This is a genomic window from Burkholderia sp. 22PA0099 (assembly GCF_047497165.1).
Classification (GTDB): Bacteria; Pseudomonadota; Gammaproteobacteria; order Burkholderiales; family Burkholderiaceae; genus Burkholderia.
The window spans coordinates 2,754,997-2,777,514 of sequence record NZ_CP163164.1 but is presented as its reverse complement, the minus strand read 5'-3'; the positions used below and the strand labels follow the sequence as shown (position 1 = coordinate 2,777,514).

17 protein-coding genes and 1 pseudogene are annotated in these 22,518 nt (G+C 68.0%); 6 read left to right on the top strand and 12 right to left on the bottom strand.

Annotation, left to right across the window (positions count from 1 at the left end):
- Positions 1–84 precede the first annotated feature (84 nt).
- The 4 genes from AB4851_RS12350 to AB4851_RS12335 all read left to right on the top strand — a co-directional run bounded on the left by AB4851_RS12350 (position 85) and on the right by AB4851_RS12335 (position 4,770).
- Positions 85–2,304: an FUSC family protein gene (locus tag AB4851_RS12350; protein ID WP_414447432.1), complete on the top strand. Its 2,220-nt coding sequence runs from the start codon at positions 85–87 to the stop codon at positions 2,302–2,304.
- Positions 2,305–2,406: 102 nt separating this feature from the next.
- The gene (locus AB4851_RS12345) at positions 2,407–2,604 is read left to right on the top strand and encodes a hypothetical protein (protein ID WP_414447431.1); all 198 of its coding nucleotides are present in this window, start codon (positions 2,407–2,409) and stop codon (positions 2,602–2,604) included.
- Positions 2,605–2,760: 156 nt separating this feature from the next.
- Positions 2,761–4,359 carry a histidine-type phosphatase gene (locus AB4851_RS12340; protein WP_414447430.1) on the top strand — a complete coding sequence of 533 codons (1,599 nt, stop codon included), beginning with the start codon at positions 2,761–2,763 and terminating at the stop codon, positions 4,357–4,359.
- Between the two features lie 222 nt (positions 4,360–4,581).
- A complete protein-coding gene (locus AB4851_RS12335; protein ID WP_414439375.1) occupies positions 4,582–4,770 on the top strand; it encodes a hypothetical protein in 189 nt (62 codons plus the stop codon).
- A 297-nt stretch (positions 4,771–5,067) separates the two neighbouring features.
- Here AB4851_RS12335 and AB4851_RS12330 read toward each other — a convergent pair whose 3' ends face one another.
- From AB4851_RS12330 to AB4851_RS12320, 3 genes and pseudogenes are all read right to left on the bottom strand, one after another.
- Complete coding sequence (locus AB4851_RS12330) at positions 5,068–6,492, bottom strand: LLM class flavin-dependent oxidoreductase (protein WP_414447429.1); 1,425 nt, start codon at positions 6,490–6,492, stop codon at positions 5,068–5,070.
- A gap of 188 nt (positions 6,493–6,680) precedes the next feature.
- Positions 6,681–6,983, bottom strand: a pseudogene (locus tag AB4851_RS12325) (DNA-binding protein); the annotation flags it as partial.
- Positions 6,984–7,164: 181 nt separating this feature from the next.
- Positions 7,165–8,133 (bottom strand): LysR family transcriptional regulator, encoded by a 969-nt coding sequence (locus AB4851_RS12320; protein WP_414447428.1) that lies wholly within the window; start codon positions 8,131–8,133, stop codon positions 7,165–7,167.
- A gap of 85 nt (positions 8,134–8,218) precedes the next feature.
- On the opposite strand from AB4851_RS12320, the gene AB4851_RS12315 reads away from it, so the two are divergent.
- Positions 8,219–9,229: a zinc-dependent alcohol dehydrogenase family protein gene (locus tag AB4851_RS12315; RefSeq protein ID WP_414447427.1), complete on the top strand. Its 1,011-nt coding sequence runs from the start codon at positions 8,219–8,221 to the stop codon at positions 9,227–9,229.
- 279 nt (positions 9,230–9,508) lie between these two features.
- On the opposite strand, the gene AB4851_RS12310 is transcribed toward AB4851_RS12315, so the two are convergent.
- Positions 9,509–10,870, bottom strand: coding sequence for an aspartate aminotransferase family protein (locus AB4851_RS12310; RefSeq protein WP_414449180.1), 1,362 nt, complete (start codon positions 10,868–10,870; stop codon positions 9,509–9,511).
- A 103-nt stretch (positions 10,871–10,973) separates the two neighbouring features.
- Between AB4851_RS12310 and AB4851_RS12305 the strand changes: the two genes are divergently transcribed.
- Positions 10,974–11,972: a LysR family transcriptional regulator gene (locus AB4851_RS12305; RefSeq protein ID WP_414447426.1), complete on the top strand. Its 999-nt coding sequence runs from the start codon at positions 10,974–10,976 to the stop codon at positions 11,970–11,972.
- 118 nt (positions 11,973–12,090) lie between these two features.
- Here the strand turns inward: AB4851_RS12305 and AB4851_RS12300 are convergent, their stop codons facing one another.
- The 8 genes from AB4851_RS12300 to AB4851_RS12265 all read right to left on the bottom strand — a co-directional run bounded on the left by AB4851_RS12300 (position 12,091) and on the right by AB4851_RS12265 (position 22,226).
- Entirely contained in the window at positions 12,091–13,986 is a 1,896-nt protein-coding gene (locus tag AB4851_RS12300) for a S9 family peptidase (RefSeq protein WP_414447425.1), read from the bottom strand.
- 92 nt (positions 13,987–14,078) lie between these two features.
- Positions 14,079–15,026: a LysR family transcriptional regulator gene (locus AB4851_RS12295; RefSeq protein ID WP_414447424.1), complete on the bottom strand. Its 948-nt coding sequence runs from the start codon at positions 15,024–15,026 to the stop codon at positions 14,079–14,081.
- Positions 15,027–15,106: 80 nt separating this feature from the next.
- Positions 15,107–16,114, bottom strand: a complete 1,008-nt coding sequence (gene araH, locus AB4851_RS12290) for an L-arabinose ABC transporter permease AraH (RefSeq protein WP_414439382.1) — start codon at positions 16,112–16,114, stop codon at positions 15,107–15,109.
- Positions 16,115–16,176: 62 nt separating this feature from the next.
- Positions 16,177–17,700 carry an L-arabinose ABC transporter ATP-binding protein AraG gene (gene araG / locus AB4851_RS12285; protein ID WP_414447423.1) on the bottom strand — a complete coding sequence of 508 codons (1,524 nt, stop codon included), beginning with the start codon at positions 17,698–17,700 and terminating at the stop codon, positions 16,177–16,179.
- A 31-nt stretch (positions 17,701–17,731) separates the two neighbouring features.
- Positions 17,732–18,742: an arabinose ABC transporter substrate-binding protein gene (locus tag AB4851_RS12280; RefSeq protein ID WP_414447422.1), complete on the bottom strand. Its 1,011-nt coding sequence runs from the start codon at positions 18,740–18,742 to the stop codon at positions 17,732–17,734.
- Between the two features lie 65 nt (positions 18,743–18,807).
- Complete coding sequence (locus AB4851_RS12275) at positions 18,808–19,740, bottom strand: Gfo/Idh/MocA family protein (protein WP_414447421.1); 933 nt, start codon at positions 19,738–19,740, stop codon at positions 18,808–18,810.
- Positions 19,741–19,745: 5 nt separating this feature from the next.
- On the bottom strand, positions 19,746–20,675 hold the full coding sequence (locus AB4851_RS12270) for a dihydrodipicolinate synthase family protein (protein ID WP_414447420.1): 930 nt from the start codon (positions 20,673–20,675) through the stop codon (positions 19,746–19,748).
- 150 nt (positions 20,676–20,825) lie between these two features.
- Positions 20,826–22,226 carry an MFS transporter gene (locus tag AB4851_RS12265; RefSeq protein ID WP_414447419.1) on the bottom strand — a complete coding sequence of 467 codons (1,401 nt, stop codon included), beginning with the start codon at positions 22,224–22,226 and terminating at the stop codon, positions 20,826–20,828.
- Positions 22,227–22,518 lie beyond the last annotated feature (292 nt).

Below are 22,518 nucleotides of genomic sequence, written 5' to 3'. Positions count from 1 at the left end.
GCGCCGCAGCGGGCCGGGCTGCGACGTCACTCCGGCCCACCTCCGTCGAACCCCGCGCGCCCGTCTCGCCCCCGCATTGTCGTGATGAAACTCCCGTCCGCGTCTGTCCGTGTTGCCGCCGAAACCCGGCGCTGGTCGGCCCGGCTCGCGCCCATGGCCCACCTTCTGCGCGAGTGGGCCTTCTCCGACGGCCTGATCTGGCTCCATCTGGCCAAGACCGTCGCCGCCGCGTTGCTGGCAATGGGCATCGCCATGCGCCTCGAACTTTCGCAGCCGCGCATCGCCATGACCACCGTGTTCGTGCTGATGCAGCCGATGAGCGGGATGGTGTTCGCCAAGGCGTTCTACCGGACTATCGGCACGGCCGTGGGCCTGGCCGCCGCGCTGGCGCTGGGCGGCCTGTTCGCGCAGCAGCCCGAGCTGTACATGGCCGGCATCACGCTGTGGGTGGGCGCCTGCATCGCGGCGGCCGTGCGCAACCGCCATTTCCGCTGGTACGGCTACGTGCTGGCCGGCTACACGGCCGCGCTGATCGGCATCCCGGCCGTGATGACGCCCGACGCGCTGTTCCTGTCGGCGCTGACGCGCGCGGCCGAGGTGACGGTGGGCATCGTCTGTTCGGCCGCCGTCAGCGGGCTGGTGCTGCCGCTCAGTTCGAGCCGCGCGCTGATGCGCTCGCTGAACGCGCGGCATGCGCGCTTCGTCGCGTTCGCGGCAGCGGCGCTCGGCGGCACGCTGGCGCGCGGCGAATTCGAGCGGCGCTTCGCCGATTTCGTCGACGACATCGTCGGCTTCGATGCGATCCGCGCCTATGCCTCGTTCGAGGACCCCCGCATCCGCGCGCGCAGCCGGCGCCTCGCCCGGCTCAACGGCGAATTCGTCAGCACCTGCACGCGCCTGCATGCGCTGCGGCAGTTGCACCGGCGGCTCGTGCATCGCCGCGCCGCGACGGTGCTGGCCGCGCTCGCGCCGCCGCTGGAACGGCTCGCGGCGGCGCTGGCGGCGTTGCAGGCGGGCGCCGCGCCGGGCACGGCCAAACACGGCGCGGCGCTGCGCGCGTTGCGCGAGCTGCTGACAGCGCTGCCGCAACTCGCTCGCGACGCACGCGCCGCGATCGCCACCGGCCCGGCCGACGACCTGCTCGATTTCGACACGGCGATCGAACTGATGACGCGCTTCGTGGACGAATTCGCCGGCTACGCACAAACCCACGCCTCGCTCGCCACCGATTCGCACGCGCTCGAAAACACCGCGCCGCGCTATACGGTGCGCACCAACAACGTGTTCGTCGCGTTCACGTTCGTGCGCAGCGTGGTGGTGCTCGGCATCGTCGGCGCATTCTGGCTCGCGACCGCTTGGCCGAGCGGCGGCCTCGCCACCATCGCCGCCGCGATCGCCTGCGCGCTCAGTTCCACCTCGCCGCGCGCGCCGCGCTTCGTCGCGCAGATGGCCGCCGGCGCGGCGGTGGCGACGCTCGCGGGTTACCTGGTGGTGTGCTACCTCTACCCGAACATCGACGGCTTCCCGCTGCTGTGCGCGACGCTCGCGCCGCTGCTGGCGGCCGGCGTGTTCGTGACCACCCGGCCCGCGCTGTCGGGCTACGGCGTGGGCTATATCGTGTTCTTCTGTCTGCTGGCCGGGCCGGACAACGTGACCGTCTACCAGCCCGACCTGCTGCTCAACAACGGCATGGCCGTGGTGGCCGCGATGCTGACGGCCGCGCTGGTGTTCGCCGTGATCTTCCCGACCGAAATGCCCTGGCTGATCGAGCGCATCCAGCGCGACCTGCGGGCGCGCGTGCGGCTTGCCTGCGAGGCGCCGCTCGACGGCCTGCACGGACGCTTCCAGTCGGGCGCGCACGAGCTGACCTCGCACCTGCGGCAACTGCTGATGAAGCGCTCGGCGCGCCATCGCGCGAGCCTGCGCTGGTTGTTCGTCACGCTGGAGATCGGCCACGCCGTGATCGACCTGCGCGGCGAGCTGACGCCGTTCGACGCGGCGCGCGCGGCCGGCACGCTGCGCTGGCTCGCGCCGGTGCGGCACATGCTGGCGATGCTGCCCGACCTGTTCGATGCACCCGACGCGCGCAAGCTGTTGCGCGCGCAACGATCGGTGGCATTGGCGATTCGCGCGATCCTGCGCGCGCGCCCGGCCTGGGAGGCCTCGTCGGCCGACAGCCGGCGCATGCGTCGCGTGCTGGTGGGGCTGCATTTCATCCGCGCCGCGCTGCTCGATCGCGACGCGCCGTTCGTGCGCGCACGGCGCCGGCCGCACCGCCTGCGCCGACACGTCGATCTCTCCTGAATCTGGAAGAATCCTGCCCAAGGCAGGTGGTTAATCCCGAGGCGGGGCGCTCCTATAGTGACCTCAACGCCGCAACCGCGGCACTTCCTCAGGAGAACCAACATGAAGCCGATGCAACTCGCGATCGCCGCCCTCGCCCTTTCCGCCGCCTGCGCCGCCCACGCCCAAACCGCCTCGGGCAACGCGCAACCGGCGCCGCAGCAAGCGCACGGCACGCAGCGCGCCCCGCAACAACCGGCGCAAACGCCCGCCGATTGCGTCGGCCCGGCCAGCTTCTGCAACATCTATTTCGGCAGCTGATTCGGCTTGATGCATCGTAACGAGCAGTACCGAGAAAGCAGGCAGCACGCATCTCAAGTCCGACGAATTCCTTCCTGAAGTATTTCGGAATTCTGACTTTTTGCTGTCAAAGTCGTCTGCGACACTCGCGGCTCGAATTTCCTCCCGCCCGCGAACATGACTGCCCTGACGACCCGCGCGACCTGCGTCGCCCTTGCCTGCTTCCTCGCCGCCTGCGGCTCCGACGACACCCCGCAAACGGCCGCCACGCCGCCGGCCACCCAGCCGGTCACGTCGCCCGTCACGGCCGCCGCGCCAACCTATTACCAGACCAAGACGCCGTACCAGCCGCAGCAAGATCCGGCCACCTACGAGGCCGCGCCGTCAGGCTACGCGCCCGTCTACACCGAACTGGTGGCGCGCCACGGCTCGCGCGGGCTGTCGAGCTTCAAGTACGACGGCGCGATCTACGCCATGTTGCTGAAGGCCGACGCCGACGGCGCACTGACCGACCTCGGCAAGCAACTCAAGGCCGACACGTTCACGATGATGAAGGCCAACGCACTGCTCGGTTACGGCGTGTCGGGCATCTCGACGCCGGGCTACGGCAACCTCACGCTGGCCGGCATCCGCGAGCATCAACAGCTCGCCGCGCGCCTGCTGCAACGCATGCCCGCGTTGTTCGACGGCTCGCGCAAGGTGGTGGTGGTCAACTCCGGCCAGGATCGCGCGGTCGACAGCTCGACCTACTTCTCGGGCGCGCTGGTCACGAACAAGCCCGTGCTGAGTGCCGCCATCACGTTGCCGGCCGCGCCCGCGCCCTATCCGGAAGGCGCGCCAGTCGCGCAGCCGGCCGGCACCAACCGCTTCCTGCTCTACTTTCATGCGCTGAAGGCCGCCACCGACCTGGTCACCACCACGACCGACGCGAACTACACCACCTATCGCGACAGCCTCACCTATCAGGCCTATTCGAGCGACGCGACCGTCACCGCCAAGCTGGCCGACATCAACGCGTCGCCCGCCGCCAGCGACGCCGCGCAGGCCGTGCTCTCGAAGCTCGTCACGCCGGCCTTCCTCGCCAAGCTCGGCACCACCGGCTATACGTTCGCGAACACCGGCACCTACACGTTCGCCTCGTCGGACGCGCTGTTCAGCAACACGCTCAAGGGCGACGGCAAGACCCCCATCAAGACGGCCGTCGATGCCGTCAACGTGCTCTACAACCTGCTGCAGGTGGCCCCGGCGATGACCGCCGAAACGGGCGGCGTGACCATGGAGAAGTACATCGCGGCGCCGCAGGCCCGCTACCTGGCCTATCTGCAGGACGCGGCCGACTTCTACCAGAAGGGGCCGGGTGTGCAGGAAGCGAACCCGGTGACGTACAAGATGGCGACCATCCTGCGCGACGATTTCTTCGCGCAAACCGACGCGATCGCCAAAGGCGACCTGACCAACGCCGCCAAGCTGCGCTTCACGCACGCCGAGGAAATCATCCCGTTCGCCTCGGTCATGAACCTGAAGAACGTGTTCGTGCCGGTGCCGGCCGCGCAAACCTACACCTACGACAACAACCCGTGGCGCGGCGATCAGGTGTCGCCGATGGCGGCGAACGTGCAATGGGACGTGTACCGCAACGGCGCGAGCCTGGCCGTGCGGATGCTGTACAACGAGCGCGAGACCGATTTCCAGGCTGCCTGCGACGGCGCCAAACTCGCGCCGACCAGCCATTTCTACGATTACGCCAAGCTGAAGACCTGCTACGGCTACCTGTGATCGGCCGCGCGGCCCGTGGCTCCGGGCCGACGCCAGCCGTATCCGACCCTCGCGCCCGCCCGGTGGATTACGCCGCGGCGGGCGCGTTTTTTTCGCGGCTTTTCCGCAACGCTTCGTCAAACCGAAGAATCCGTCGAAGCGAAATTGTTGACAACGCCCGGCCTCAGGCATAAATTCGGGTTTACACCTAGGTGTTAACCCGCAAATTCTCTTGGATTGATCATGTCGAGCGCCAAGCAAGTCCGCACCCCGTCCCGCAAGTCCTCGTTCCTGTCGCAAGTCGGCGCAGCGCTGCGCAGCGTCTGGGCGATGTTCGAGCTTCAGTCGCAACTGCAGATGCAGGCCGCCATGAGCTACGCGCGCGGCCCGGTGCCGGCCCGCGTCGTGGCGCGCCGCGATCGCCGCATCTGAATTCGCGCGTTTTTCCATCTCGTTTGAATCCGGCTCGCGCCTGAATGGCGCGCCGGGTGGCGGGCGCGCCATTCAGCACGCTCCACCGCCGCCGCACGGTTCTGCTGCTTCGATCCCGTCTCAAATGAACACGGCCCGGTTATACCGGGCCGGTTGTCGTGACGCGTCATGCATTGACATTGGGCGCGGCCGACATGCTCCCGTTGCGCTGGTAGAGCGTGCGGCGGCGTCAAAAGACCGAGATTGGCGAATCCCGGAACGGCTGCCTTGCCGGGCAGCCGGCAAGGCAGCAAACGCTCAGGCGGCCTGACCCACGACAGGCGATTCGGTGTCGGATTCGGCCCGCGAGTTCTCCGCGAACCGCGACAGGTCGCGATACGCCGCGCCCGGATGCCCCTCTCCAAGCCGCGCCCCCTCGCCGAACAGCTTCTCGCGCAACGTGCCGGGCCGGTAGGCCGTGGGATACACGCCACGCCGCTGCAACTCCGGCACGAGATAGCCCACCACGTCCTCGAAACTTTCGTGCGCGAGCGCGTAGGCCAGGTTGAAGCCGTCCACGCCGGTTTCCTCGACCCATTCCTGCAGGATGTCGGCCACCGTCGATGGCGAACCGACAAACACCGGCCCCAGCCCGCCGATACCGCCGAAGCGGGCCAGCTCGTCGATCGTCCAGGCCTTGTCGCCGCCGGCCAGATGCTCGACCGCCGAGACGATCGCATTGGTTTCCACGCGCCGCACCAGATCGGTGGGCGCGTACTCGCCGAAATCGATGCCGGTCCAGCCCGACATCAGCACCAGCGAGCCGTCGTACGACACGTAGCGCTGGTATTCCTCGAACTTGGCCTGCGCCTTCGCATCGGTCTCGTCCACGACGATCGTCACGAGCGTGTAGATCAGCAGCTTGCGCGGGTCGCGCCCCGCCTCGGCCGCGCGGCGGCGGATATCGGCCACATAGTCGCGCAGCGTCGCGCGCGTGGGCGCGGCCACGAACACGCATTCGGCGTGCTGCGCCGCGAACGCCTTACCCGCGCCCGACGCGCCGGCCTGATACAACACCGGCGTGCGTTGCGGCGACGGCTCGCACAGGTGATAGCCGGGCACCTCGAAATGCCGGCCCTTGTGGCGGATTTCGTGAATTTTCGACGGATCGGCGAAGATCCGCCGCTCGCGGTCGCGAAGCACCGCGCCGTCCTCCCAACTGCCCTCGAACAGCTTGTAGAGCACCTCCAGATACTCGGCCGCGATCTCGTAGCGGTTCGAGTGATCCTCCAGCCCCGTCTGCCCGACGTTGCGCGCGCCGCTTTCCAGATACGACGTGACGATGTTCCAGCCGACCCGGCCCTTGGTGTGATGATCGGCCGTGGAAAGCCGCCGCGCGAACGTGTAGGGATGCTCGAACGAGGTCGAGGCCGTGATGCCGATGCCCAGATGCTCGGTGGCCAGCGCGATCGGCGCGGCGAGCTGGATCGGATCGTTGACGGGAATCTGCACGCCCTGATGCAGCGCGTGATGGTTGCTGCCCTGATAGACGTCGTAATAGCCGATCACGTCGGCAATGAAGATGCCGTCGAAGAAGCCCTTCTCCAGCGTCTTCGCGAGGTCGGTCCAGTAGTCGAGATCCTTGTACTGCCACGAACGGTCGCGAGGATGCGCCCACAGGCCCGGCGACTGATGGCCGATGCAGTTCATCTCGAACGCGTTGAAACGGATGGCTTGGCTCATGATTCGATGGCTCCGGTCGGACGATGCGCCGTGCGCACGGCAATCCGATGAATCTATCGAACCGGCTGGAACGCTTCCAATATCGATTCCGGCAAACCTTATCGATGCGGCGGGGTTTGCTTATCGGCGCGGGCGGATTGTGCTCGGCAAGTGCATGGCGCAACGGCAGCCGTGGCTGCTGTCTCGCGAGCTGCAACGGAATCGAGCGGCTGAATGGCCAGGCGCAGCCCCATCGCCTTGAGGATCGCCATCATGCTGGCCAGCGACGGATTGCCTTCGGGCGAGAGCGTGCGATAAAGCTGCGTGGGGTTGAGTTCCGCATGCGCGGCTACCGCCTGCATGCCGCCAAAAGCCTGCGCGAGCTGGCGCAGCACGCTCAACAACTCGGGCTGATCGCCGTCGCCGAGGATATCGTTGATGACTTCGAGCGCCAGCGCCGGATCGCGCCGATACAGCTCGGACATCGCTTCGTCATGGGATTTGCTTCTCATTCGTCCAACCTCCATTGCCAATCGAGCCAGTAGCCTGATCTGTTAGGCAATCACCTTCGTTTATAGACGAATCAGTGTCAAGAAGAAGGCACCCCAAAGATTGGGCTTGCGCAACCATCCGAGCAAGCTAGCCGATCGACCAGCGCGACCGCTTTGGGGTATGTCAGCGTGGAGTTGCACCTTAGCGACCAGCCCGCTTCGCTGTTCGAGTGGAAGTGGCTGTTCGCGGCACAACCCAAGGGGGAGCCGCCAGCTTTTCGGTGATCCAGTTGGAAAAGGCGCGAGTCTTGGACGGCGTGCCGGCCGCCGCCGGCGTGACCACATAGACCGCCCCGCGATCGAGCAGCGCCCAATCGGGAAGGATTTCGACCAGCCGGCCCGATGCCAACTCGCGGCTGGCATACCAGTCCGATGTGTACAGGATGCCTAATCCACCGACAGCCGCTTCGACCAATAGCTCCGCATCGTCCGACGCCAGTGGCCCAGACACGGTGACGCCAAGCGTCCCGCCTCCGGGCTTGATGAAGTTCCACCGATAGGGATCGTGTCGGCCGGTGAAGCAGAGGCACGGATAGTCGGCCAGGTCGTGCGGCGTCTGGATGGCCGGATGCCGGGCGATGAAATCCGGGGACGCGCAGATCAACCGGCGGCGCTCCGCGACCTTGCGAGCGACCAAACGCGAATCGGGAAGCTCGCCCAAGCGAATGGCGAGATCGAAGCGTTCGCCGATCAGGTCGACGAAGCGATTGCTGGTGTCCGCCTCGATGGTGACGCGCGGATGCATGCGCAGGAACTCCACGATCAGCGGTGTCAACCACAGGCGACCGAAGTTGCCCGGCAAGGTGATGCGCAGATGGCCGCGCGCCTCGCCATCGGCGAACGCAATCGCTTCGCGTCCTGCCGCCTGCAGGTCGTGCAGCAGCGGCCGAATCCGTTCGAGATAGGTTCGACCGGCCTCGGTAAGCGCGACCTTGCGCGTGCTCCGTTCGGCCAGCCTGACGCCCAGGCGCGCCTCCATCGCACTCAAGCGGCGAGAAACGGCAGTGGGATCGCGCCCGAGCTGCCGACCGGCCGCGGCAAACGATCCCGTATCGGCCAGTGCCACGAAAGCCGCCAGTTCGTTCAAATCGGAGAATAGAGATTGCTGCATATTTCGCAGGTATGAACTGTATTTTCTCCATATTCTATATAAAAACGCCGTGATTTACAGTGGCTTGCCTTCAGGAGAAAACCACATGCAATCCATTCAAATCACGGCACCTTCGTTCGATGCCTTCCGTCGGGTCGCGCTGCCCGAACCCACTCGAGCTGGCACGGGACGCATCCTTGTCCGCATGAAGGCCGGCAGCGTCAACTTCGCCGATCTCGCCGTAGCTTCCGGCCACTACCCTGGCGCCCTGTATCCCAACATTGCGCTGTCCGACGGTGCGGGAGAGGTCATCGCTGTCGGTGAAGATGTCTGGCAAGTTGCCGTCGGCGATCGCGTCGCCATCCACGTCAAGGCGCACTGGATCGCTGGCCGGCCTGGCGCGGAACTCGCCAACCCGATGCGTGGTGCGACGCTGCCCGGCTCGCTGGTCGAAATCGCCGAACTCGATGCGGCCAGCGTCGTCAAGCTGCCGGACTATTTGAGCTGGGAAGCCGCGGGCACGCTCCCGATCGCCGCGATGACGGCATGGCGGGCGCTGGAGTCGGCGCAGATCGGCCCGGCATCCACGGTCGTGCTACTGGGCACGGGCGGGGTGTCGATCTTTGCGTTGCAACTGGCCAAGGCGCGCGGGGCGCGGGTCATCATCACCTCCTCGTCCGACGAGAAGCTGGCACGCGCCAGCGCTTTGGGCGCCGATGAAGTCTTCAACTATCGAAAGGATGCCGCCTGGGAGGCGTTCGTTCTGGAACGTACGGGTGGCGTCGGTGCCGATCTGGTCATCGACCCGATTGGAGGGGAAGGTGTCACTCGCTCCGTGAGCGCTGCACGGCACGGCGGCACCGTGGCCGCCATCGGGTTCCTCGGCGGTGGGACTACGCCGCTGGATTTGCTGTCGGTGATCTTCAGGGAAGTGCGCGTTCAAGGCAGCAACGGCGGGTCGGTGGCGGACTTGGCGGGAGCGGTGGCGGCCATGGCTGCACATCGCATCGAGCCGGTCATCGACCGCACGTTCGGCCTCGACGGCTTGACGAAGGCTTACGAGCTGATGGCGCAAGGCGGCCACTTCGGAAAAATTGCGATCGGCTTCGATTGGTAATGGCTTCCGCTTCCCGCCGCGCGCCTCTGCCGCGAACAGCTTGCCGATCAGTGCGACGAAGCGCGTGGTTGGCGGATCCGGCGTGCGTGTGGCCTTTGGCGCCGACATCGGTTGGACCCACCCGATTACTTGATAAACCTGCTGCATCGAGTGGCGGCGTGGTTCAGCCAAATGCGCTGCTGGCGTCAGCGTGAAACGAAAAAAGCGACGCCGGCCCCTCGGGACCGACGTCGCTTCCTACCTCCCCCTTCAAGCGGCGCTACCCGCCCCCCGCTTGCGTCAGGCCGTGGCGTTCAACGCATCGGCCAGCGCACCGACCAGATCGTCGATCTCGCGTGCCTCGGCGATGAACGGCGGCGCGAGCTGGATCGTGTCGCCGCCATAACGCACGTAAAAACCTTTCTCCCAGCAGCGCATCGCCACTTCGTAAGGCCGGCGCGCCGGCTCGCCCGGCAGCGCCTCGATCGTGATGCCGGCCGCCAGCCCGAAGTTGCGGATGTCGGCCACATGGCGTACGCCCTTCAGGCCATGCACGGCGTTCTCGAAATGCGGCGCCAGCGCGCGCACGCGGCCCACGCCGTCTTCCTTGACCAGCAGATCGAGCGCGGCATTGCCGGCCGCGCAGGCCACCGGATGCGCCGAATACGTATAGCCGTGCGGGAATTCCAGCATGTACTCGGGGCCGCCGGCCGCCATGAACGTGTCGTAGATTTCCTTGGTGGCCACCACGCCGCCGAGCGGCTGCGTGCCGTTCGTGACCTGCTTGGCAAAGTTCAGCAGATCCGGCATCACGCCGAACGCATCGGCGCCCGTCATCGCGCCGGCACGGCCGAAGCCCGTGATGACCTCGTCGAAAATCAGCAGGATGTCGTGCGCCGTGCAGATGTCGCGCAGACGCTTCAGATAGCCCTTCGGCGGCACCACCACGCCGGCCGACCCGGAGAACGGCTCGACGATCACGGCAGCGATGTTCGACGCGTCGTGCAGCGTGATCAGTTCGAGCAGGCGGTCGGCCAGTTCGGCGCCCTGATCGGGCAGGCCGTGCGAGAACTTGTTTTGCGCCAGTTGCGTGTGCGGCAGGAAATCGGCGTCGATGCCCTGGCCGAACAGCTTGCGGTTCGCGGCGATCCCGCCCACCGAAATGCCGCCGAAGTTCACGCCGTGGTAGCCCTTCTCGCGGCCGATCAGGCGCGTCTTGGTGCCCTTGCCCTTGGCGCGCCAGTAGGCGCGCGCCATCTTCAGCGAAGTGTCGGCGGCTTCCGAGCCCGAGCCCGTGAAGAACACGTAATCGAGGCCGGCCGGCGTCAGATCCTTGATCCGGTTGGCCAGCTCGAACGATTGCGGATGACCGAACTGGAACGCCGGCGCGTAATCGAGCTTGGCGATCTGGCGGCTGACCGCCTCGACGATCTCGGTGCGGCCGTGGCCGAGGCCGCAGCACCAGAGGCCCGACAGGCCGTCGAAGATCCGCCGGCCGTCGGCGCTCGTGTAATAGGCGCCCTTGCCCTCGACGATCAGGCGCGGGTCCTGCTTGAACTGGCGATTGGCCGTAAACGGCATCCAGTGGGCGTCGAGCCAGGCGGCGTCGGTGCGGACGCCGTCCTGTTGCGGGGTGTGCTGGGTGGCGGTGATCTCGGTCATGGCGGTCGGCGCGGCGCGCTCCTCATCGGTTCGTGTGTTGCGCATTGTTGGGTCGCCAGATAGTCTTGTGAATACCGCAATATCAATGTTTACTTGAACATTCATGCAAGTAAGAACTCCCCGCCAGCGCGCCCTGCTCGGCCAGTTGAGCGACATGGACCTGCGCCTGCTGCGCGTCTTCAAGGTGGTGGTGCAATGCGGCGGGATGGCCGCGGCCGAACTGGAACTGAATATCGGCATTTCCACCATCAGCCGTCACGTCAAGGATCTGGAAACCCGGCTCGGCCTGGTGCTGTGCCGGCGCGGCCGGGCCGGCTTCACGCTGACGCCCGAGGGCCAGACTGTCTACGAGGAAACGCTGCGGCTGCTGGCTTCGCTGGAGGCGTTCCGCGCCCGCGTGGACGGCATCCACGACCGAATGGGCGGCGAACTGCACATCGCGATGTTCGACAAGACGGCCACCAACCCGGCCGCGTGCATCGCCGAGGCGATCCGCCAGTTCGCCGAAGCCGCGCCGGACGTGACGCTGAACCTGCACGTCGGCTCGATCCAGGAGATCGAGCGCGGCGTGATCGACGGCAGCTACCAGATCGGCGTGATTCCCGAGCACCGCAGTTCGGGCAGCCTCGTCTACACCGATCTGTACGACGAACGGATGCTGCTCTACTGCGGCGCGGGCCATCCGCTGTTCGGCGCGGCGCACGACAAGCTGACCTGGGAACGGATTCGCGAGCAGGGCTTCGCCGGGCTCGGCTATCACTCGCCGAACCTGCAGCTCACGCACCGCGCCAAGCTCACGCGCAGCGCCACGGCGTCGGACCAGGAAGCGGTGGCCACGCTGATCCTGTCGGGCAAATTCCTCGGCTTCCTGCCCGATCACTACGCCGAGAGCTTCGAGCGCGCCGGGCGCATGCAGGCCGTCGCGCCGCGCCGGTTTCACTATCGTTGCCGGTTCGTGAGCCTGTTGCGGCGCTCGCCGCAGCCGTCGCGGGCGGCCTCGTTGTTTCAGGAATGTCTGACGACGGCCCACGCGGGCCAGATCAAGGCGGCGAAAGCCGGTGCGACGAAGCGCACGGCTGCCGGAGCGGAAGGAAAAGACTGAAGCCGGGACATCTTGAAAACGGCGGCGCGGCTGCGTTCTGCAACGCTCGCCGCACCGCCGCCGCAAGCCGGCCCGCCACCGGCGGCCCAACACGCCGGAACGGGCCACAACCCTCACCTCAATCGCGCGGCTTCACGGCCAGATGCGTATCGAGGAACGCAATCATCGCTTCGTAGAACTCGTACTGGTTCTCCTCGTTGGCGAAGCCGTGCCCCTCGTTCTCCTTGAGCATGTACTGCACGTCCACGCCGCGCGAGCGCAGCGCCTCGACGATCTGGTCGCTCTCGGCCTGCTTCACGCGCGGATCGTTCGCGCCCTGCGCGACGAACAGCGGCGTGACGATGCGATCGACGAAGAACAGCGGCGACGCGTCGTGCAGCGCGCGCTTGCCTTCCTCGGTGTTGGGGTTGCCGATCTGCTCGTACATCATGTCGAGCAGCGGCTTCCAGTAGGGCGGCACCGATTCGAGCAGCGTGAACAGGTTCGACACGCCCACGTAATCGACCGCCGCCGCATAGCGCTCGGGCGTAAACGTCACGCCGGCCAGCGTGGCGTAGCCGCCGTAGCTCGCGCCGTAGATCGCGACGCGCTTCGGATCGACCACGCCCTGCGCGATCAGCCAGTCCACGCCGTCGTCGATGTCGTTCTGCATGGCGCGGCCCCACTGGCCGAAGCTCGCCGCCCAGAACGCGCGCCCGTAGCCCACCGAGCCGCGGAAATTCATCTGCAGCACCGCGTAGCCGTGATTGGCCAGCATCTGCACCTCGGGGTTGAAGCCCCATTGATCGCGCGCCCACGGGCCGCCGTGCGGATTGACGATCAGCGGCAGGTTCGCCGCCTTGGCCGCGCCCTCGCCGTCGAGCGAATGGCCGGCCGGCAGCGTCAGGTAGCCGTGAATGCGCAGGCCGTCGCGCGAGGTGTATTCGATCGGCTGCATCGGCGCCATGTCGGCCGGATCGAGCCAGGGCTTCAGGTCTTCAAGCTGGGTCAGCTCGCGCGTGGCCACGTCGTACAGCCACACCGCGCCGGGCGAACGATCCCACGCGTTGCGCACGATCATCCGCGATTCGTCGCGCGTGATGCTGGCGATGCTCGATTCGCCGCCGGGCAGGCGCGCGTCGAGATCGGCATGGATGTTGCCGATATGCGCGTCGAGGTGATGCGCGCGCACCTTGTCGTCCTGGTACCAGATGGTGGTCAGCACGCGCCGCGTGTGCGAATGGCCGAGGCCGGTCACGTCCACTTCGTCGTGCTCGAACAGCAGCGTGCCTTCCAGCGCCGTGCCGGGATCGAACTCGAAGATCGCCGTGCGGTCGCGGCCGCGATTCGACGCCACGTACAGCTTGCGGTCGTCGAACGTGAACAGCAGCGGCGCCAGCATGTCGCGAAAACTCGTGGTGGCGAGCGGGCGGAACGGCTCGGCCTCGTCGTCGCGGTACAGCAGGGTCTGGTTCACGCCGTCGCCCGCCACGGCAACCCGCAGGCGGCCCGCGTGATCGGTCATCCAGCCGAGGATGTTGCCGGGGTTCTCGGCGATCACGGTTTCCTCGCCGCTGGCCACGTCCACGCGCACCACGTCGAACACGGTCGCGTCGCGGCGGTTGTGCGAGATCAGCACGAAGCGGTCGTCGTCGATCAGGCTGTCGACGATGCCGGCGCGCACGGTTTCGTACGGCGTCAGGTCGACGATCGCGCCGCCGTCGATCGGCACGGACAGCACGTGGTAATTCTCGTCGCCACCGAAATCCTTGACGAACAGCACGCGGTCGTTGCCTTTCCAGAAGTAGCCGCCGATATCGCGCGCCGATTCGCTGGTCAGCGCGCGCGCCTCGCCGAGCGGGCGGCCCTTGTCGTCGATCGCCTGCACGAACACGTTCAGGCGGCCGTGGTGACGCGCGAGAAAGCTCAGGTGACGGCCATCCGGCGACAACTGGAAGGCGGTGCGTTCCGGGCGGCGGAAGAAATCGCGGACGGCGTGGCGCTTGACGTTGGCGTGCTGCGGGGATCCCTGCATGGACTCTCCTGTTCCGGTGATGCCCGAGGCGCGGTTCGCGCCGCGCTCGCGGGCGGACCGGACATTCTAGCCTCGCACGCGCAAACGGTTCCTCAGGCCTCGGCCGGCGCGGCGCGCGCCTGGCGGTCGGCCGCGTCGAGCCGCTCGCGCAGCGTCTCCAGCGCGCGCAGCATCCGGCTCGACAGCCCCCACTCGGAACGATGGATCAGCCACAGCGTATCGAGCACCGCCGCACCGCACTCGATCACGGCGATCGATTCCTGGCGCGCGAACGCCTGCCGCGCATAGCGCGGGATCACCGTGAAGCCGAGCCCGCGCGAGACCGGTTCGAGGATCAGCGCGACCTGGTTGGTGAACGCACGGCGCGGCAGCCCGCGCACGCCGGGGTTGTCGGGAAAGTGGCGGCTCAACAGGCGGCTGGCCATCGCCAGCCCGTCGGGGTGATCGATGAAGCCGAGCCGTTCGAGATCGGCCCAGCCGTGCACGTAGTCGCCCGCCGGCACCACCAGCTCCAGCGGCTCCTCGGCGAAACGGCGCGCGGCGAGCCGCTCGTCGTCGGGCTTGAGCGTGACAAAGCCTACTTCGTAGAGATTCGACAGCACCGCGTCGAGCACCTCGCGATCGGGCGCGAAGCGGTGCCGCACCACCAGGCCGGGCGTCTGGAGCTGCATGTCGAGCAGCCAGGGCGCCATCGCGAGGCCGATGCTGCCGGGCGTGATCAGGCTGATTTCGCCGCAATCGGCGTCGGCTTCGGCCAGCCGGCCGCGCAGGCGGCGGTCGGCACGGCCGAGTTCGGCGCAATAGTCGAGCATGATGCGGCCGGTGGGCGTGATGTCGATGCCGCGCGAGCGGCGGATCACCAGCAGGCCGAGCTGATCCTCAAGATGGCGCAGATGCTGGCTGACGGCTGCCTGCGTGAGGCCGAGCCGCTCGGCCGCACGCGTGAAGTTGCCGGTTTCGACCAGCATCACGAAGGTGCGCAGCCATTGGGGGTTCAGCAGCGTGGTGCCGGCGATGATGCCGGCCGGCGATATGGTCATGGCGGGGCGCGGGAGGGAAAACCGGAGCGGCCCAGTTTAGCAGGTCGCCCGCGCCCGGCCTGCCCCCATCTCGCACTGACTCACACCGCCCGCTTGCTGCGCCGGAACTGGTCGAACAGCACCGCCAGCAGCAGGATGCCGCCGCGGATCAGGTACTGATAGAAGGTCGGCACGTTCATCAGGCTCATCGCGTCCTGCACCGCGCCCATGATCAGCACGCCCACCAGCACGCCCGCGATGGTGGCCACGCCGCCCGTCAGCGACACCCCGCCAAGCACGCAGGCCGAAATCACGCCCAGTTCGAGGCCGACCGAGGTTTTCGGGTCGCCGAGGCTCATCCGCGAGGCCAGCATCACGCCCGCGAAACCGGTCACGAGGCCCTGCAGCACGAACACCGCGATCTTGATGCGCGTGACCGGCAGGCCCGCGAGCAGCGCCGCCTCGCTGTTGCCGCCCACGGCCAGCACGTTCTTGCCGAACACCGTCTTTTTGAGCAGGAAGCCGAACACCACGAAGCCGACGATATTGCTCCAGATCGGATACGAAATGCCGAGGAACGCGCCGCCGCCCAGCTCGAAGAAGCGCTCCTCGGAGATCATCACGGCATCGCCGTTCGAGGTCAGGAACGCCAGCCCGCGCACCGCCTCCATCATCGCCAGCGTGGCGATCAGCGAATTGATGCGGAACCGCGCGATCAGCACGCCGTTCACCAGGCCGACCGCGCCGCCGGCCAGGATGCCGGCCGCCACGCCGATCACCACGCTGTGCGTGGCGGTGATCACGGTGGAGGCCACCACGCCCGAGAACGCCACGATCGAGGCGACCGACAGGTCCACCTCGCCGAGCGCCAGCACGAACATCATGGTCACGGCGATCGAGCCGATCAGCGTGACCGACAACAGCAGGCCCTGGATATTGCGGACCGTCAGGAAGTCGGGCACCGTCGCGGACAGCACCGCGAACAGCACGACGAACACCACCACGATGCCCGACTTGTTGATCATGTCCCAGGCGCGCGCCCGCGAGGGCGTGATGGGGGCGGCGGCGTCGTTGAGGCTGGGGGTACTTTTCTGCATGGCTCGGTTCATCTCTCGTCCATCGGTTCGGCCGGGCGGCGCGGCGCGCGCAAGCGCGGGCCGGCGCCCGGAATTCAGCGCGGCAGCGCCAGCTTGATCAGTTCATCGGGCGAGGCGTCGGCCTTCGCCACCACCCCGGCGATGCGCCCCTCGCGCATCACCACGATGCGGTCGGCCACGCCGATCACCTCGGCCAGATCGCTCGACACCATCAGCACCGCGCGCCCCGCCTCGGCCAGCCCGTACAGCAGGTGGTAGATCTCGGCGCGCGCGCCCACGTCGATGCCGCGCGTGGGCTCATCCATCAGGAACACCTCGATCTGCTCGGCCAGCCAGCGCGACAGGATTACCTTCTGCTGATTGCCGCCCGACAGCGTGCCGATCGGGGTGTCGCCGTTGCGCGTCTTGATCGCCAGCTTCTGGATGTAGTCGTGCGCCAGCGCGCGCTCGCGCTTCTCGTCGAGCAGGAAGCGCGCCGGGCTGAAATGGCGGCGCGCGCTGATGTTGAGGTTGTCGGCCACCGACGCGATCGCGACGATGCCCTCCTGCTTGCGATCCTCCGGGCACAGCGCCACGCCGGCGCGCACCGCGTCGCGCGGGCTGGCGAAGCGCACCGGCTTGCCGGCCAGTTCGACATGGCCCGCGCTCGCGCGCACCGCGCCGTAGATCAGCTTCATCAGCTCGGAGCGGCCCGCGCCCACCAGCCCGAAGAAGCCGACGATCTCGCCACGCCGCGCCGCGAACGACACCGGCTCGGCCAGCCCCGGGCCCATCAACCCCTTCGCCTCGATCAGCACCTCGCCGGCCGCGCGCGGCCGGTAGCCGTACACGTCGGCGATCGAGCGCCCGACCATCGCCGAAATCAGCCGGTTGCGATCGAGCTCGGCCACCGATTCGAACGTCTCGATGCGCCGGCCGTCGCGAAACACCGTGACGCGATCGCACAGCGCATACACCTCGTCCATCCGGTGCGTGACGTAGATGATCGCGCGGCCCTCGGCGCGCAACGCACGGATGATCCGAAACAGGTTCTCCGTCTCGCGCGCCGACAGCGAACTGGTGGGCTCGTCGAACGCGATCACGCGCGCGTCGCGCATCAGCGCCTTGCCGATCTCGATCATCTGGCGCTGGCCGATCGACAGTTCCTTGACCGGCGTGCGCGGATCGATCCGCTCGCCCAGCCGCTGCAGCTCCGCCATCGCGCGGCGCACCAGCGTGCGCTCGTCCAGCACGCCGAGCCGGTTCGGCAACTGGCCGAGCATCAGGTTGTCGGCCACCGTCAGCTCGGGCACCAGATGCAGCTCCTGGTAGATGATCGCGACGCCCGCGTCGATCGCCGCGCGGGTGGTCGCGAAGCGCTGCTCGACGCCGTCGAGCCGCAGGCTGCCCTCCTGCGGCTGGTTTACGCCCGACAGTACCTTGAGCAGCGTCGATTTGCCCGCGCCGTTCTCGCCCATCAGCCCGTGCACCTCGCCCGCGCGCACCGCGAGCGACACGCCGTCGAGCGCGCGCACGCCCGGAAAGCTCATGCTGACGCCGGCCAGTTCGAGATAGGCATCGGCCGCGACGGCCGTGGTTTCGTGGGTCGGATCGTTCATCGGATCGGGTCTCCCGCTGCGCCGTGCCGGCTCAGATGCCCAGCTCGGCGCGCACCGCCAGCCAGTTCTCGCGCGTCATCAGCTTGCCGGTCGTTTGCGTGTCGGCCGGCGGCTGCTTGCCGCTGCGGACCCAGTCGATCAGGTTCTGCGCGCTGTCCTTGCCGTGGTTGGTCGAGCTGACGGCGATCGTGCCGTAGAAGCCCGTCGGCTGCTTCTTCTGGAACTCCGCGAACGCCTCGCCCGCGCCGTTGATGCCCACGCCGATCACGTCCGACGACGGCAGATGCAGTTGCTCGGTGGCGCGCACCGCGCCCAGCACGCTTTCCTCGTTGAGCGCGAAGATCACCCATTTCTTGATCGTCGGATGCTGGGCCAGCACCGGCGAAGCGGCGTTGAAGCCGCCTTCGTCGTCGGTGGTCTTTTGCGGCGCGTCGAAGATGTTGTCCTTCTTGAAGCCGCTTGCCAGCAGCGATTGCGTGGCGCCGTCGGTGCGCAGCTTGGCGGTGGGCAGCTCGTAATCGGTGATGCGCAGCGCGCCCACTTCCTCGGGCTTCCAGCCGCGCTTCTTCATCTCGTCGGCGAGCGCCTGGCCGACCTGATTGCCGATCTTGAACGCCGACATGCCGAGGTGCGGCACGCCCGCGAGCGGCTTGCCCGACGAATCCACCAGTTGGTCGTCCACCGTCACGAACTTCATGTTGTAGTGCTTGGCGCGAGCCTGGATCGCCGGGCCGAGGCGCACGTCGGGCGCGCAGATCACGAAGCCCTGCGCGCCTTGCGCGCCGAGGTTGTCGATCGCCGCCAGCACCTTCTCGCCGTCCGGCGTGCCGATGTTGACGACCGAGAAATTCTCCTTCTTGCCGAGCGCGGTGGCGGCCTTCTGTTCGTTGATGAACCAGGCCTGCTCGGGCATCTTCACGAGGAAGCCGATCTTGGCGGGCGCGTCGGCCGAGGCCGGCAGCGCGGCGCCGAACGACGCGAGGCACAGGCCGGCCAGTACGGCGCGGAAGGTCATGCGGCGGGTGTCGGTGAAGCGGGTCATTCGGTGTCTCCTCTCTCTGTTGTCGGCGGTTGCCGGTATGGGTCTCGTTATCGGAACTGTCTCGATCAATGGCCGAACGGCTCGACGGCGATCTGCCGTCCCAGCAGGAACGCATCGGCCACCAGGCGAAGCGGGCTGGTATCGACGTCGTCGGCGCCGTGCGCGATCAGCCAGTGGAAGCGGTCGTAGAGCGCCGCGTATTCGCGTTCGGGGCCGAGCGCGACCGGCGCGCCGCCGATCGTCAGGCGCTTGCCGCCTTCGGCCAGGCGGAGCGGGCCGTCGTCGGTATCGACGTCGATCTCCCATTGCTCGACGGGGCCGTGCCGCCAGTCGAATTCGGCATGTACAGGCGCGCCCATGGCGTCCACGCCGTCGAGTTCGGCCGTGATCGGCGTGGCGCAATCGGCCGGCACCCGCAGCGTGGCGGCACGCAGCGCCACCTCGTGCGGCAGGATTCGCGTGACGATCGACAGCGCGTTGATGCCCGGATCGAACACGCCGAGGCCGCCCGGCTCCCAGATCCACCGCTGGCCCGGGTGCCAGCGCCGTACGTCTTCCTTCCAGCGCACCCGCACCGCGCGCACGGTGCGGCCGGCCAGCCATTCGCGGGCCGGTTCTACGGCGCTCGCGCAGCGCGAATGCCAGGTCGCGAACAGCGTGCGGCCCTGCTGGCGCGCCAGCACACGCAGCGCCTCGACCTCGCTGAGGCTCGCGCCGGGCGGCTTTTCGAGCATCACGTGCTTGCCGGCCAGCAGCGCGGCGCGCGCCTGCGCGTAGCGCACCTGCGGCGGCGCGCACAGCGACACCGCGTCGAGCGCCGGCTCGGCGGCCAGCAAGGCGTCGATGTCGGGGTAGTTGCGCACGCCGTGGACCTGCGCGTTGCGGCTCGCGGCAGCGGCGAGCGCGAAGCCGGGGTGGCCGGCGATGGCCGGCAGGTGCTGGTCGCGCGCGATCTTGCCGACGCCGACGATGCCGAGGGTGGTGACGGGCGGATTCATCGGCGTCATTTGCCCCAGCGCAGCACGAGCGGATCGAGCCGGCGCGCGATCGCGATCAGTTCGGCGCGCGTCTCGGGATGCATGGCCGGCAGCGGATGGCGCGGCAGGTCGCAGTCGATCACGCCGCCTTCCTTCATCAGCGCCTTGCAGGCCAGCAGCCCGGCCTGGCGGTTCTCGTGGTTGATCAGCGGCAGCCAGCGCTGATAGGCGTCGAACGCGGCGTCGAGCTGGCCCGCGCGATGCGCGTCGACGATGGTGCGAATGCCGTCGGGGAAGCCGCCGCCCGTCATCGCGCCGGTCGCGCCGGCATTCAGGTCGGCCAGCAGCGTGATGCCCTCCTCGCCGTCCCACGGGCCTTCGGCCACGTCGCCGGCGAGCCGGATCAATTCGCGCAGCTTGTTGGCCGCGCCCGGCGTCTCGATCTTGAAATACGACACCTGCTCGATCTCGCGCGCCATGCGCGCCAGCAGCGGGGCGGACAGCACGGTGCCGCTGGCGGGCGCGTCCTGGATCATGATCGGGATCTCGATCGCATCGGACACGCGCGCGTAGAACTCGACGATCTGCGCCTCCGGCACGCGAAACGTCGCGCCGTGATACGGCGGCATGATCATGACCATCGCCGCGCCCTGCTCCTGCGCGCGCCGGCTGCGCGCCGCGCACAGCCGCGTGCCGTAGTGCGTGGTGGTGACGATCACCGGCACGCGGCCGGCCACGTGGTCGAGCACGGTGCGCGTGAGCGTCTCGCGCTCGTCGTCGGACAGCGAGAACTGCTCGGAGAAGTTCGCGAGGATGCACAGCCCGTCCGAGCCGGCGTCGATCATGAAATCGAGGGCGCGCTTCTGGCTGGGCAGATCGAGTTCGCCGGTTTCGGTGAAGGTGGTCGGTACCACGGGAAACACGCCGCGGTAGCGGGGCGTCGGGTTCGAGGTCATGAGCTTCGTTCCTGCTTCGGAGTCGGGTTCGGGTTCAGGTTCAAACGTACGGCTGGCGGCTGGCTATGTGCGGCTGGCCTCGGGCTTCGGGCTTCGGGCTTCGGGCAGCTTGCAGCTTGCAGCTTGCGATGGCCGACGACCTCGCCGCGCTCAGGATTCGCGGGCATAGGCCGCGTGCCCGCCGTCCGCGCGTGGCCGCAGCGCGGCGCGCACCGCGAAGGCCGCCAGCACCGCGACCAGCAGCGTCGCCGCGAGGAAATACAGGCCGGCCGCGAGGCTGCCGGTTGCGTCCTTGATCACGCCGACGCCCCACGGGCCGAAATAGCCGCCGAGGTTGGCCAGCGAGTTGATCGTGGCGATCCCCACCGCGGCGCGCGCGCCGCTCAGGAATTCGCCGGGCAACGCCCACACCACCGCCTGGATCGAATAGATCGAGAACGCGGTCAGGCTGATGAACAGCAGTTGCAGCACGGGCGCGCGGAACCAGGCGCTGGCCGCCAGCGTCAGCGCGGCGAACGCCGACACCACGACGATGTGCCAGTGCCGCTCGCGGCGGCGATCCGAGTGGCGCGGCACGATCAGCAGCCCGGCCACCGCGAACAGATACGGCACGGCCGACAGCAGGCCCGCCGTGGCGTCGCCCACGCCGAACGCCTTGATGATGGTGGGCAGCCACAACGACAGGCCGTAGATGCACAACGGGAACGGCAGGAACAGCACGGCGAGCAGCAGCACGCGCGGGTCCTTGAGCGCCGAGAACGGGCTGCCGTGCGACGCGGCGGCGGCGGCCCTGCCGTCGGCGCCCGGTTCGAGACCATATTCACGGCGATCGGCCGCGAGCGCCTGTTCGATCCAGCGGCGCTCGTCGGCATCGAGCCAGCGCGCCTGCGCCGGCGAATCGGGCAGCAGGCGCAGCGTCGGCAGGCACAACAGCACGGCCGGCAGCCCGCTCAACACGAACAGCACCTGCCAGTTGGCGAGGCCGAAAAAGCCGTGGGTTTCCAGCAGCGCGCCGGCCACCGGCCCGGTGACGATGCCCGCGATCGGCTGCGCCAGCACCAGCAAGCCGATCACGCGGGCGCGATGACGCATCGGGAACCACTGCGTGAGGAAATAGAGAATGCCGGGGTACAGCCCCGCCTCGGCCGCGCCGAGCAGGAAGCGCAGCACGTAGAAGCTGCGCGGGCCGCTGACGAACGCCATCGCCATCGTGATCGCGCCCCAGGTGAACAGGATGCGGGCGAACCAGACGCGCGCGCCGAAGCGCGTCAGCGCCAGGTTGCTCGGCACCTCGCACAGGAAATAGCCGATGAAGAACAGGCCCGCGCCGAGGCCGTAGGCGGCATCGCTCAGGCCGATCGCAGCGTTCATGTGCAGCTTCGCGAAGCCCACCACGGTGCGATCGACATAGGCCACTACATAGATCAGCGCGAGGAACGGCACCAGCCGGCGCGCGATATGGCCGACGATGCGGGTTGCCTCGGCGTTGGCCGCCGAATCCTGCGCGTGCGGGCCGGCCTCGCCGGGGCGCACTGCCTGCGAATTGCTCATTGCGTCTCCTTCCACCATGTCATTGGCCCGCGTCGCGTCGTGCGCGCGGATCTCGTCGGGCGCCGATCGGCGGCGCCTGCCGCTCCCGGCTCTGCCTTCGTGCGGTCGGTTGGCCGGCCGTCGGTGCTGTTTTGTCGTGCTGTCGTGCTGTCGTGCCAGACCCTGCCCCGCCGCCCTGCTGCCCGGCCGTGGCGGACCAACCATTACGGGCCCGCCCGGCGCGTCGTGCCACGCCGTTCTGCTACCGAATCTTGGCGGCCCCGACCATCACAGGCCGCCCGACACAGCCGGC